Annotated in this window: 13 protein-coding genes; all 13 read right to left on the reverse strand. The window is 42.5% G+C overall.

Annotated features, from left to right (window positions below; all coding sequences use genetic code 11):
* Positions 1–29 precede the first annotated feature (29 nt).
* The 13 genes from Q5866_RS17115 to Q5866_RS17175 all read right to left on the reverse strand — a co-directional run bounded on the left by Q5866_RS17115 (position 30) and on the right by Q5866_RS17175 (position 13,781).
* Entirely contained in the window at positions 30–497 is a 468-nt protein-coding gene (locus tag Q5866_RS17115; protein WP_303181475.1) for a RagB/SusD family nutrient uptake outer membrane protein, read from the reverse strand.
* Between the two features lie 26 nt (positions 498–523).
* Positions 524–4,123, reverse strand: a complete 3,600-nt coding sequence (locus Q5866_RS17120; protein WP_303181476.1) for a SusC/RagA family TonB-linked outer membrane protein — start codon at positions 4,121–4,123, stop codon at positions 524–526.
* A gap of 78 nt (positions 4,124–4,201) precedes the next feature.
* Positions 4,202–5,362, reverse strand: coding sequence for a FecR family protein (locus Q5866_RS17125; RefSeq protein WP_303181478.1), 1,161 nt, complete (start codon positions 5,360–5,362; stop codon positions 4,202–4,204).
* A gap of 77 nt (positions 5,363–5,439) precedes the next feature.
* Complete coding sequence (locus tag Q5866_RS17130; RefSeq protein ID WP_099292322.1) at positions 5,440–5,991, reverse strand: RNA polymerase sigma factor; 552 nt, start codon at positions 5,989–5,991, stop codon at positions 5,440–5,442.
* Between the two features lie 93 nt (positions 5,992–6,084).
* Positions 6,085–7,017 carry a ribonuclease Z gene (locus tag Q5866_RS17135; RefSeq protein ID WP_099292321.1) on the reverse strand — a complete coding sequence of 311 codons (933 nt, stop codon included), beginning with the start codon at positions 7,015–7,017 and terminating at the stop codon, positions 6,085–6,087.
* Positions 7,017–8,882, reverse strand: a complete 1,866-nt coding sequence (gene rpsA, locus Q5866_RS17140; RefSeq protein WP_303181479.1) for a 30S ribosomal protein S1 — start codon at positions 8,880–8,882, stop codon at positions 7,017–7,019. Before rpsA ends, Q5866_RS17135 begins: the two co-directional genes overlap by 1 nt.
* Positions 8,883–9,067: 185 nt before the next feature.
* Positions 9,068–9,706, reverse strand: a complete 639-nt coding sequence (locus Q5866_RS17145; RefSeq protein ID WP_303181481.1) for a DUF6266 family protein — start codon at positions 9,704–9,706, stop codon at positions 9,068–9,070.
* Positions 9,707–9,735: 29 nt separating this feature from the next.
* Complete coding sequence (locus Q5866_RS17150) at positions 9,736–10,359, reverse strand: DUF6266 family protein (RefSeq protein WP_303181482.1); 624 nt, start codon at positions 10,357–10,359, stop codon at positions 9,736–9,738.
* Positions 10,360–10,372: 13 nt separating this feature from the next.
* Positions 10,373–10,960 carry an N-acetylmuramoyl-L-alanine amidase gene (locus Q5866_RS17155; RefSeq protein WP_303181484.1) on the reverse strand — a complete coding sequence of 196 codons (588 nt, stop codon included), beginning with the start codon at positions 10,958–10,960 and terminating at the stop codon, positions 10,373–10,375.
* A gap of 45 nt (positions 10,961–11,005) precedes the next feature.
* Positions 11,006–11,377, reverse strand: coding sequence for a 3TM-type holin (locus Q5866_RS17160; protein ID WP_303181486.1), 372 nt, complete (start codon positions 11,375–11,377; stop codon positions 11,006–11,008).
* Positions 11,378–11,561: 184 nt separating this feature from the next.
* Positions 11,562–11,933, reverse strand: coding sequence for a LytTR family DNA-binding domain-containing protein (locus tag Q5866_RS17165; protein ID WP_292267397.1), 372 nt, complete (start codon positions 11,931–11,933; stop codon positions 11,562–11,564).
* A gap of 180 nt (positions 11,934–12,113) precedes the next feature.
* On the reverse strand, positions 12,114–13,160 hold the full coding sequence (locus tag Q5866_RS17170) for a DUF4925 domain-containing protein (RefSeq protein ID WP_303181488.1): 1,047 nt from the start codon (positions 13,158–13,160) through the stop codon (positions 12,114–12,116).
* Positions 13,161–13,163: 3 nt separating this feature from the next.
* Complete coding sequence (locus Q5866_RS17175) at positions 13,164–13,781, reverse strand: hypothetical protein (protein ID WP_303181490.1); 618 nt, start codon at positions 13,779–13,781, stop codon at positions 13,164–13,166.
* Between the last annotated feature and the right edge of the window lie 78 nt (positions 13,782–13,859).

Below are 13,859 nucleotides of genomic sequence, written 5' to 3' on the forward strand. Positions count from 1 at the left end.
GCTAATAGTTTATTTCTCAATCGGTTAAGTCAAACCGATAAAAATCTAAAATAATAGTACCCCCGCAAAGCCAAAGCCTCCGCTTTCACCTGATCACGAGCCTCGATCTCCCCTCTTGCTTTGTCAATTCCATCCAAAACAGCATTAACACCCATGATACGAGAATATGTACTAGTGTAAGTTTCCCAATTAGTCCGAATAACTTCTTCACTCTCCCACATATCCGGTTGCCAAGATTGAAAACCATAAGAAGCCATCACATCGGACAACTCATCATAATACTCTGATTCATAATATTCAATATCATCATCCAAAAAATAAAGATTTGCATACTGTACATAAGTAACATACCCGGAGCCCAATAGAAATTCATCAAAATCCGATACCGTTGTCACGATCACCTCGTCTTGAGATTTCTTTTCCAAAAAATCGGAACACCCCATCGGGATTAACACCCCGATTAAACTCATTATCTGTAATATTCTAAATATCTTCATGTCCTATCATTTTAAATTTCCAACTACTAAAATGCTATTTGTATAGACAAAGAGGTAATCCGACGAGCCGGCCAATTCCCTGTTTCCGGGTCCAACCCGTCCCATTTCTTGTCGAAAACCCATATAAACGGATTCGTCATACTCGCTTTTACCTGCATACGTTGGATATATAACCGTTTCAACCACTGGGGATTCAACTCGTAGGCCAATGAGAGCGAACGACAACGGATAAAATCCGTGTTCGCCACCAGTTGATCCGATAAATTATACAAATGATAAAGATTCTCCAAGGTACTCGTTGACTCTGTAGTTACAGGTATATCTATTTTCTCATTTCCAAGCCCCGGCAAGGAAGGTATACTCGTCCGTGCCTCGTCTCCTTGTGTTTTCCAACGATTTATCAATTTCCGGGAAACATTCTGTTCCGGCATCGGAAGACCATTCACCTGAACAGAGGCTCCCGGATATAACTCGGGCAAACGTCCATGCCCTCCCCATTGTACCGCAAACAAAGCGTACAGTGACCAACTTTTGTACTTGAACATGATATTCAGTCCACCGGAAAAGTCCGGCGTAAACTTCCCGGATTCGACTAAAAAATCCAAAGCACTGTCAGCACCCTCGATATCCATATTTTTGAACAGCGGTCGACCATCCTCGGAATCCAATTTATCAAATTCATAAGAATAAAACGTCGAAAACGGTCTACCGTTCACAATACTTGTCCCGTTGAGATAATCACTCAATTGATTCACTCGCTGATTCTTTTCCACTTTATTACGGGTAACCGAAGTATTCAATGAAAGATGCCAACTAAAATCCTTCGTTTGCACGGGAACAACCTCAATCACGAAATCATACCCGTAATTCTTCATATTAGAACCGGACACCACGCTATTTCCCATTCCATTCTCGTAAGGAACATTACGCGAAGCGAGTACATAACTCTTTTTATCAAAATAATTGAACGTGAAATTCAATCGTCCTTTCAACAAGGAAGCATCCACTCCGAAATTGTACGTTTTCGTCTTTTCCCATCCAAGCTCCGGATAGGGCAACGATTTCACTTCCATAATATACGATTGATACAAATGATTCAGTGTCCCGGTCGAGGCAATCAAATAAGGAGATACCGAAGGTACCGCGTTACCTTGATAACCATATGAACCGTATAAATCCAAATTATTCAACCACCACCAATCACTCGCAAACACCTCTTGTTTCACTCGCCATTTCACCCCAGCAGACCATGTAGGTTCCACCCGTTTATTTTTATCTTGGGAAAATCGGTTCGATGCATCCAAACGGGCATTCAGATTCACCACGTAACGATTATCATACGTGTAAATAGCTGAAGCATACTCGCTCAACTCGTTCTCGAGCCGATTGATTACAGAAGCACTTCCTGTTGCAATCGTCATGTTATCCATTGTGCGGTTTCCGTTTAAATAAGTGGCGGGAGGCACGACAAAAGTCTCTCCCCGTTCCGGCAAATAACCATAACGTTTCGTTGTTTCACCTTTTGTTTTTACAGAATTCGTTTCTATCCCAAGTTGTAAGGTCAACCGATGTTTATCCTGAAATAAACGGTCATACACCAAACTATTCCGAACGGTAATCGTCGTCGTGTTTACCAAATCCATTTCCAGCAACCCGCCAAAAGGCAGTGGAGACGATTTCATTTCCGTGCTATTCGCTTGAACTGTCCCGAATTCGTAGCCGCGCATCTGTGTGATATAAAACGAACGCTCACTGGCATACTTCTTTGAATTAGCAGAAGATGAAGTATAGGAAAACAATCCTTGATATTCCAACCCGGGCAAAAGTTTCCACTTCAAATCGATCGTTGTTCCCCAAGTTCTCATGCTGTTTGAACTCCCCGTGTTATCCAACTCATTCAGAATATTATAATCATATACATCTTTATTCGGCATTGCATAACTAGCGGTCCCTCTTTTTCCGTGATAATACAATGAACCATCCTCGTTGTATGCCGGAATAACCCGGGTCGTATTGTAGGCATAATTAAAAGGATCTACCCCGTAAGCAAAACCGTCGACCTCCCGGATCGTTCCTTTCAACAACAAATTAGCAATCAGACTCTCCCCGAAAACAGCCGTCGTGTTTGAAGTGGCGGTAAACGAAGTAACCTCATTCCCTTTTGCCTCTCCTTTTTCTTCCGTGAAACTAAAAGAAGTCCTATTCATCAATTTTTCAGATCCTCCGCTAATACTGATTGCATGGGAATGATTAAATGAATTCCGGAATAACAACTTAAACCAATCCGTATTTTGGCGTGCCATTTTCTGGTATTCCTTATCCATCTCCTCCACCGTAATTTCCTTATTTGTCAATTTCTGTACCAACCCGGCGTAACCGATAGGCAAAATTCGGGAAGTATACTTACGATGTTCACCATATATATCTTTCGAAAATTGCATATGCTCGGCTGAATTCATCCGGTCATACAACCCGTAACGAGGACGTTGCCCGATAGAAAAACTACCGTTATAATTCACGGCAAGTTGCCCTTGCTTCGCTTTCTTTGTCGTGATCACTATCACGCCATTCGCCGCCTTTGAACCGTAAATTGCAGTAGCGGAAGCATCCTTCAGCACCGTGATCGTCTCTATATCATACGGATTCAACCAAGAAATTGCGTTCCCCGCCAATTGCCTGATGTCATCGGCATCCATCGTGAACTTCGTGTTATCATCCGAATTGAAAGGCTGAGGATCCCGTTGTACTACCCCGTCGACCACCCAGACCGGTTCTTGACTCCCCAACAACGTGGAAGTACCCCGTACTCGGATTTTAGACGTCGCCCCGACCTGTCCGCTTGTATTCCTTACCAACATTCCGGGTACAACACCTTGCAACATCTGATCAATAGAAGAAACTCCGGCCATCATCACCTCGGCAACTTTCACGTTGGTAGACGCACCCGTGTAATTCCCCTTTGACACGTTACCGTATCCCGTTACCACAACATCTTCCAATGTCTCGACGTCTTCCTGCATTTGAATTCGGTATTCCGTTTTTCCCTCCACTAAACGCAGATACTGAGTTTTCATCCCCACGAAAGTAACTACTAACGTATCAATTCCCTCTACAACATTCAACGAAAATTCCCCATTCGTGTTTGTTGCTGTCCCGACCGTTGTTCCCTTGAATAACACCGTTACTCCCGGGAGCGGCTCTTTATTTGCATCAGTAACCCTTCCTTTGATCATTCTGGAACGTTTCTCTTGTCCATTTTTATCCTCCGTTGGCACTCGCTTGATAACAACAATTTCATCTTTCACGTCATACATGAAACCGACTTTATCTAACACCCCCCGCAACACCGTTTCCCACGGTTCTCCTTTAGCAACGACAGAAATCGGCTCCATACCCTTAAACAGAGAGGAATTATACAAGAAATTCAACCCGGTCTTCTCTTTCATCACCTCCACGAATTTCTCCAATTTTACCTCTTTCAAATCCAAGGAAATAGTGTCTTGTACGTTTCTCGCCCCATATCCCGAGAAACTTCCCAATGACAGTACCATTGTTAAACCCAGCACGTGAAAAAAGCTTCTCCATTTAAAAAGCCATTTCCACTTCAAACATTGATTTTTTTTCATATATTTGTAAATTACTTGTTAAGATGAGATAATGGGCTGCGAACCTGAGAAATTTGTCGTCCGTTATCTCGTTTTAGTTTATTTATATAAAATCACGTGATTTCTTTCCACCCGATACTTCAAATCCCCCGTACGGGATAAAGCGTCGAAAAATACATTAATATCATCATAACGTTTCAAGTTACCTGTAAATAACAGGCTTTTCAGACTTTCATCTTCAAAAAGAACGGATATATTATACCATCTCTCCAAGGTATTCATAATATCAACCAGTTTTTTATCCCGGAACACGTATATCCCGTCTTTCCACCCTACGAATTCGTCCACGTTCACCTCCTGTTTCCGCGTTTTCCCGTCCTTAGACGATACCACCTGCTCCCCGGGCTGAATAACCAACGGTTCACCTGCTCCTGCCGTCACACTTACCTTTCCTCTTACCAACGTGGTATAACCTTCCGACTGGTCGACATAGGCATTTATCCCGAATGCGGTACCTAAAACCCTCACGTCCCCGAAAGAAGTCTTCACGATAAAAGGTTTCTTGTCTTTCGCTACTTCAAAAAAAGCTTCCCCTTCCAAGATAACCTCCCGTTGTTCGCCAGCAAAAGACACCGGATATTTAAGCTTGGTTTCCGCGTTAACCCATACCTTTGTTCCGTCATCCAACGTAATAATACACTCTCCGCCCCTTGGAACCTCTAACTCGTTATAAACGATCTCCGTGGTTTTTATTTCTGTATTATAAAAAATCTCCCCGTTCTTGTATTCAATACGGGCTCCTTTTTCTTTCAACACCCGTGTACTTGTTTCCGCTATCATTACGGTACTCCCGTCTGCCAACGTCAATCTAGCCCGTTTCTCTCCGGCCGGGATAATATTCGAAGCAACAGGCAATCCTTTCTCGTCACCATTCTTCTCACCCGATGTCATCCACAACATGATACCTAAAGCAATCACCCACACGGCAGCGACAGCCGCTCCCCAACGGATCATTCTGACTCTTCTGGCTCGATTTATCTTCTCTTTAAAAACAGTATACCCTTTCTTACCGGAATAATTCTCGTATTCGATAAACTGCTTTTTCAGATACACGGGATCACTTAATTGCCCGTACACTTCTTGTATTTCCGGATTATCCAGCAATTGTCCCAACTCCTTTTGCTCTCCTTCTTCCAAATCTTCCAGCAAAGATTTTCTAATCAAAGAAGCATCATCATATATATTTTTCTTCATCATCATCTGTTATCATCTCGTTATGTATTTCTATAATACATAACTCTCGATTTCAGATGACATGACCAGCTATTTTTTTCCAATTAAATTAAAAAAAGACAGACAGAATCTTGAAGTTTTGAACGCAACGACTTGAAACCACGACTTTTATGCGTTTTCACGGTATTTACACTTATCCCTAATTTTTCCGCGATCTCATCCCATGAATATCCCTCGATACTCATTAGGATCACTTTTTTCTGTTCCGGCGGCAACTGTTCGATATACATATATAATTGCCTTGTAACCTCTTCCCGAACAGTCAAAGCATATACATCATCAACGGTCGACTCTTCCGTTGCTCCTATCGAATTCAAAATTGTATCATGAATCTGATTATTCCGTACAAACACCAATGCGTTATTATAACATGCCCTGTACAAATAACGGGTCAAATCCTGCAAAGATTCGAATTTCTTATCCGAACTCCAAATGGCGATAAAAACTTCTTGTACTAAATCTTCCGTACTCTCCGATCCCTTCAATATCCGGTTCACGTACACACACAATGCCGCATAAAAATGCTCATAAAGACTTGCCCAAGCCTTTTCATTTTTACGATTCACTCCGGATAAAATCAACTCTTCATCTATCATGCTGCCCAAATTTCACACCATTAGGACAAATATACGAAATAACATCAAAATCCAAACCGAACAAATCAATTATCATGAAAAACATTTCCAGCCTTACCCTCGTTTCGCCACGGGTAACTCGAATACAGCCCCGTCATAACACAAATCCGTGTTCGGGAAAATCTCCCGGGCTTGTTTCAACAAAGGGGTAGGATCGGGATAACGGGATGAAAAATGTCCCAGCAGGAGGTGTTTTGCTTCGGCAAGTAGAGCCATTCGCGCCGCTTGCCCCGCGGTACTGTGGAATGTTTCTTTAGCTAAATCTTCAAACTCGTTCCCGTAAGTGGATTCATGATAAAGTAAATCCACACCTTTCACGTGTTCGGCAAAGCACTCCCGGAACAACGTGTCGGTCATGTAAGCGTAGGATCGGACGGCAGGCGGAGCCATCGTCAAGCGGCAATTAGCGATCACCTCTCCATCGGGAGTCACGAAATCCTCGCCCTTTTTCAGCCGGTGCATGAAAGCCACCGGCACTTGGAAAGCATCCGTCATATCCCGGCGAATCGTTCTTTCCCGTTCTTTCTCGGTAAATAAAAAACCTGTCACGGGAGCATCATAACGATGTTTCAAAGGAAAAGTACGCACGGTCAACGCTTTGTCTTCATAAATCAAAGCGGGTTCCCGTTCCAAATGATGAAAAATCAAGGGAAAATTCAAACGGGTATTCATCACTTTCAACTGAAACTCGATAATCTCTTGCAAACGCTTGTCCGAGTAAACGTGCAATTCGGCTTTCCTGTCCTGCAAAGAAAGACTGGACAACAAACCGATCAAACCGAAAAAATGATCCCCGTGCAAATGGGAAATAAAAATATGATTGATCTTGTTATACGGCACCTTGAAACGCCGCAATTGCTGCTGGGTTCCCTCCCCGCAGTCAATAAGAAAGTACCGCTCAAGTACATTAAGTACTTGAGCGGCAGCATTTCGTTGAAGCGTGGGTACGGCAGAACCGCACCCTAATATAGTTAGCTCAAACTTCACTAGTTATTATTCTTTTCTTCTTCTTCTCTAGCTTCCATTTGGTCTTTCAAAGCAGCCAACTCGGTGATGTCACCCAACGTGGTTTTCTCCAGTTTCTCTTTCACTTTCTTCACTGCTTTTTTAGTTGCGCTAGCCTCATCTTTCTTCTTCGCGTTATCAGTAGCTTTCTGCTCGTCTTCGAAAATACGAGAGTGAGAAAGAATGATTCTTTTGGCACCCTTATTGAATTCGATCACCTTGAACGCCAATTTCTCGTCAACCTTAGCCTGAGAACCGTCTTCTTTTACCAAGTGGCGAGGAGTTGCGAATCCTTCTACGCCGTAAGGCAATGCGATAACGGCACCCTTATCGAAGATTTCGGTAATCGTACCTTCGTGGATAGAATCAACCGTGAAGATGGTTTCGAATACATCCCAAGGATTCTCTTCCAATTGCTTGTGACCTAAGCTCAATCTTCTGTTATCCTTGTCAATTTCAAGAACAACTACATCAATATCGGCTCCGATTTGGGTAAACTCAGCCGGGTGTTTCACTTTCTTCGTCCAAGACAAATCAGAAATGTGGATCAAACCGTCAACACCTTCCTCGATCTCAACGAATACTCCGAAGTTCGTGAAGTTACGCACGATAGCTTTATGTTTCGTGCCAACAGCATACTTCTCTTCGATATTTTGCCACGGGTCGTTTTTCAATTGCTTGATACCCAAAGACATCTTTCTCTCATCACGATCCAAGGTAAGAACTACAGCCTCTACCTCATCTCCTACTTTCATGAAATCTTGAGCGGAACGCAAATGTTGTGACCATGACATCTCTGAAACGTGAATTAAACCTTCAACGCCCGGGGCAATCTCAACGAAAGCACCGTAATCAGCCATAACAACTACTTTACCTTTCACGCGGTCACCTACCTTCAAGTCTGCGCTCAAAGCATCCCACGGGTGCGGAGTCAATTGTTTCAAACCAAGAGCGATACGTTTCTTCTCGTCATCGAAGTCAAGAATAACAACATTCAACTTCTGGTCTAATTCCACGATCTCGTTCGGGTGATTTACGCGGCCCCAAGAAAGGTCGGTAATGTGGATCAATCCGTCTACGCCACCCAAGTCGATGAATACACCGTAAGAAGTGATATTCTTAACGGTACCTTCAAGTACCTGTCCTTTTTCAAGTTTGGAGATGATGTCTTTCTTCTGCTGTTCCAACTCAGCCTCGATAAGAGCCTTGTGAGATACAACAACGTTCTTGAACTCTTGGTTGATTTTAACCACCTTGAATTCCATCGTCTTCCCAACATAAATATCATAGTCACGAATCGGCTTAACATCGATCTGAGAACCCGGTAAGAATGCCTCGATACCGAATACGTCAACGATCATACCGCCCTTCGTGCGACATTTAACAAATCCTTTGATAATCTCGTCGTTTTCCAACGCAGCATTAACACGATCCCAGCTACGTAAAGCTCTTGCTTTCTTGTGAGAAAGAGTCAACTGACCTTTTTTGTCTTCTTGAGTCTCAACGTAAACTTCTACTTTATCTCCCACTTTCAATTCCGGATCGTAACGGAATTCATTCAATGAAATGATACCGTCTGACTTGTAACCGATGTTTACAACGACTTCTCTCTTGTTCATCGAGATAACAGTACCTTCAACAACTTCTTTCTCAACTACTGATGAAAGAGTTTCAGCATACCTGTTTACTAATTCTTCTTTTTCAGATGCGGGGATTACATCATCATTTGCATAGGCTTCCCAATCAAAATTGTCATCAGCCTCGGCACTTGTTGTTGCTACCGGAGCAGCTTTCTTGGTTTCTTCTTGTGCAAGTTCCACTTGCATTTCTTTTTGTTCTTCTGTCATAATAATAAATGCTTGTCCTCTAATAAATTAGACATTATATTTTTCTAATACGGGCGCAAAAGTACAAATAAATATTAACCCCGACAAACAAAATGCACTGAAAAATAACGAAATATCAAAATCTTAGAATCCCGGAATCATAAATCGTAAATTCCCGCGAGCCTCTCGACTCGCGGGAAAAAACTCTATTCCGGTCGAACCGTCACGCTATCCGATGCCTTCCGCTTGTCCTTCGACAACATGAAAGCGTAAAACACGAGATTCTCTTTACTCCATCCCTCGTCCATAGCGATCGATGTTGAACCCGCTTCCTTGCGGTTCCGGCAAGCTTCCACGATCATCTCCTTCTTGGTCTTCTCGTAAATCACCACGTGCAACACGTCTGTCGGGTTAGCTACCGTGTTCCACCGAGTTTGAGCCTCCTGTGAAACCATCACCTTACCGTTCTCCTCGTCCACCGTGATAATCACTTTACCGTTTTGTAAAGAACCGGCGGCACACTTGAGTTTTTCGAAATCAATCGTGGGCTCGTAATTCTCGTCCACCGTCACCGCCGCCATGTTCGATGACACGAACGCGTTATAGAACGTGTTACCTCCCTTACGTCCCGGGAAACCGAGGGCTGCCGCCGGGGCAAAATACCGGGAAGCCTCCTCCAGTGCCTTCAACTTCGCCCGTTGCGTCAATTGAGCGGGCGTCCGCGGGTTGCGCACCGTGTTTCTCTTGCCTCGCGCGATACTGTACCCGTTCGCACCGGCGTACATCGTCACGTTAGCCACTGATTTTCTCACGTCTCCCAACAAAAATGATTTAAATAATGCCATAATCTCAAATTTTAAAATAAAACATATATTCATAACACGAAATGTAAATTCTCCGAGAAATCATCTCTCCCCGCTGACCCGAAGAAACAATAAAAATGCACCTTCCCCCTCTCCTCGGTCGTGAGTTCTACTTCGGCAATTTCATTCTCCCGGGTCGCCCCGGTTTCTCCCAGTTCGATAATCCGAAAATCCTTGTCCTCCGTCATCACCACGCACCACAATTCGTCTGCCAGCCGCTCATCGCTCAACATCTTCTCATTCCTCCACGTCAACCGAACCTTATCACCCTCCCGGCACGCTTGTAAATCATGGGGCAAGCCCAAACTTCCCGAGCTGAAACGTACCAGCTCATACAGCAATGCAGTCCCGTTAAACGCCCGGATATTAGCCTGCACGAAAAGATTATACGCCGATCGGTTCTTTCTCTGCCCTACTGCCTGCCACACGAGAGCCAGCAATGTCTGTCGGACAACCCCGTAAAAGGTGGCAGTTCCCCGCATTCTTTCCCGGTAGTATAATTGCAATTCCGAGCGACAATCTTTTACTTCTGTTGGGGAGGCTCTTGCGTAAAACTCCCCTCTCATCTTGTAATAAATAACGTTCCCCACCCGTCCCGAGAAACGATTGAATCCTTTTGACTGATAACGAGCCATAACTACCTCCTTTTTAATTTGTAAAACCTAATTTCTTTTTCAACTCGCCAAAAGGGAAAGCCGGTCCCGGGTCTACCTTTCGTGAAGTGATATCCGAATGCCTCACGAGGTATTTAATCCTATACCTCTCTTTCAGCAAGCGACAAACCTCTTCCAGAATTTTAAACTGCCCCTCCGTAAATAGATGCCAGTACCTCGCTCTCCCTTCTATCTCGGTCGTGTACACCTGCTCGGGAGAATATTCCCGCCCGAAATACGAGTAATACCTGTCGCCCACCCGCTGCAACTCCCCGGCATTATCCAGTTCTATGCCGATTGAACAATCATTCAAGTTCACTCTCCCGGCATGGTAACTCTTCCCCGCGTGCCACGCTTTCACGTCAAAAGGCAGTAACTGGAATATCTCCCCGTCCCGACCGATCACCGCATGAGCCGATACTCCCGTGTCCGGTCTGCTCAAGTAAAGGGCGGACGAAACGGCGCTTGCACCTCCCGTCCCGTGCAGCACGAGCGTGTCTACACGTGATAACTTCACGTTGCATTTCGAACACTGTAAATACTTCACGTTATCCCCGAACAACAAATTGTCAATAACTTCCATAACACATAAATTTTTTAGATAAAACAACAACTCCCGCCCGGCATTTCATTTCCGTTTCCGGGACAACAAGCTACCGGTAATCTGTTCCCCGCTTCTACCAATCACGTACCCGCCTACCCCGATCTCCAGTAAATCCCAAAAGCGGGAACTGTCGAACAACATGGGCGATCCCGTGAATACTCCCAGCACGACCAACAACGTGAGCACCAGCATCACGATCGGGCGCCACGACCGTTGTAACCAATTTCCCCGCATCTCGTCACCCACCGCCGCCGACTGTTCACGCACCAGCTCACTCTTGTAACGATACACCAGAGATTGAATCTCCTCTTGTATCTTCTGTTTTTCTTTCGAGGAAACCGACAAGCGATTCACGATATCCCCCAGTTCCCGAATCACGTTTTGTAATACTCCCATACTCTATGTTTTTTAATTATATCCCAAAGATACACCACGCACCCACCCTTTACCAACTTTATTAACCCGGCTTCGCCAACTATTATCCCGATTATCCGAAATTGCATCCCCATGCCTCACCTGTCGGCAAGGCATCCCACAAGACAGGTTTATTTATTTGTTCAAATAATCACGACTTATTCCCTCATTTTTTCCTTCTCAATGAATCCAAAAAATGAAAATAAGCATACAAATTCTCCTTGTATGGCGCACTGATCGGTAACATCTTCTCCCCGATACATACCGAGTTTCCAACAAAACCGTCCACAAAACGAAGATTCACGATATAACTGCGGTGTATCCGCATAAACCACTCTTTCGGCAACATCTGTTCTACCGACGCCATCGGGTGCACCACGGAAATCCGAGATTTTCCCTTCCGGTAAATATCACTATAACAGCGGTCAGCCTCCACCCACAGGATCTCCGAATAATAACATTTTCGCTGAAAATCCCCTTGACGCACGAAAAATCCAAAGGGATCATGATGATCTATACTATTATCTATTTTATTCATAAGACTTCTTATTTTTATGTCTTATGAAACGCCCTCCCCGACAGGCTAAAAAAATACATTTTCTATTTATCTAATACACATAAAAATGGGGAAAATTTATAACATGTAAAATTCTCCCCAACAAACAAATTATGAAAAAAACACACATTTTAGTGTGTCGGATTATAATTCACACATTCGCTATTGAACCGGTAACAAATTGATCCCTAATTCAAAATATTCAGCAGAACGTAATAAATCAACCATATCTTTATCTACAAAAATCTGTACGGATTCTTCGGTTGCTTTTCCGTGCTGAAACATATCTACCTTATTCTGATAATTCAATAAAGCCTTCAAATAAGGAGAAAGTTCAATAAATGTATTCAATAATGATTTATCAATAGCAATTTTAGCTTTCCCGTCCTTTTGTTTCAAAAGAAAAGCAATTCCGACATTCGCATTTTTTTCTGCATTTTCAACCATGAACCAAATTTTCCCATCATAAATACCATAACGAATAAACCCATCAGGTAATATTATTGGCTCTTCTCCCTTCCATGGTACGATTGTAAATTGAACATGACCGTTAGCCCTAAACTCGATTCCAGGAAGCAAAGATGAATAGAAATTAGAGAGAGCTCCGTTCATTACACATTCTGCAAACCAACGCCCGTTCCCATCACCCGGATCTTCTATGAAAGCTGTCTGAGGATAATCATAAATAGGTTTATTATTGGTATCCACATTTCCGTTATAAAGAAAAACCGGTAATTGAATAGACTTCATCTCCTTATTAACCAAATCAACATAGACAGCAGAGTTATTCAATCTATCTGTCGGCACTTGATTTCCGGAAGGCAATTTCCACTTACCTACAATTTCGGAATGTATCTTTACATCTGCCTGTAACGAGAGTTTTTCATCTTTGATTTCTCCTACAACTGAAAGAGTACGATCCTTGTTTTCATCACTTCCGTAAATACTCACTCCCATCTCATTTTTTTCTCCCACCACAAAGATTTTGGTTTCTTTTTCTCCGGGTAATAACGACATCAAATAAAGTTCTGCTTTTGTTCCTTTTTCAGGATTTATCTTTACGGTTCGTCCCTCAAGCTGTATTCCGTTAAGAGATAGCTCCAGTTGAGTGTCGGAATAACTTGTAGCATCTAAATCTAAAGTTTGCTCATTATCATCCTGACATCCCAAAAACACAAGAGTAAAAATCAAAAAAATATACTTTTTCATAATCTACGACATAAATAAAGTAAACAAAGTAAACTCTGCGTGATCAGTATCTAAATCCCAATCTACTTGTAATCTAAAATTTATAGTTGTCGTTTGTGAACCATTTATTATATTAACAGTACAATTACTTTCTTCAAAAGATTTATATATTACACCTCCATACATCAAATTATGAACTTTTGTGTTTCTTGTACCGCGATATAATGTAGTACCACTACTTTGCTCATAAACATAGGTATAGAAATACTTCCCCTCCTGATAATAATCTACCCTAATTTTAACTAATCTACCAAGATTTATATTCCCTTCTTCTATTCGAACTATTGAACCTACAAATGAAGCTTCACCTCGGGATAAAGCAGGTTCTCTAGTTACGTTTGCTTCAATTTTTTTCCCATTCAATTTTTCTAAACTTTCCAAAAACATTTTTAATTCATTCAATGACATCGGTACAGCATCTGTACCATCATTTTCAACTTCAGTAAAATGAATCCCATACTCTTTTTCCAAAGTTTCATAAGTAACAACTGCATTTTCTGTTTTTTGCTCTTCTACTTTTTCGCATCCACAAAGTGACAATCCACAAAAAACAATCATGATAAAATAATTCACTCTTTTCATACTGTAAATTTTTAAATTATTAATTAAACACCCTACTTTCCAACTACACCTTGTTATTTTTATTCCTCCTAAAATAAG

It is taken from the genome of uncultured Butyricimonas sp., assembly GCF_959596855.1.
Classification (GTDB): domain Bacteria; phylum Bacteroidota; class Bacteroidia; order Bacteroidales; family Marinifilaceae; genus Butyricimonas; species Butyricimonas muris.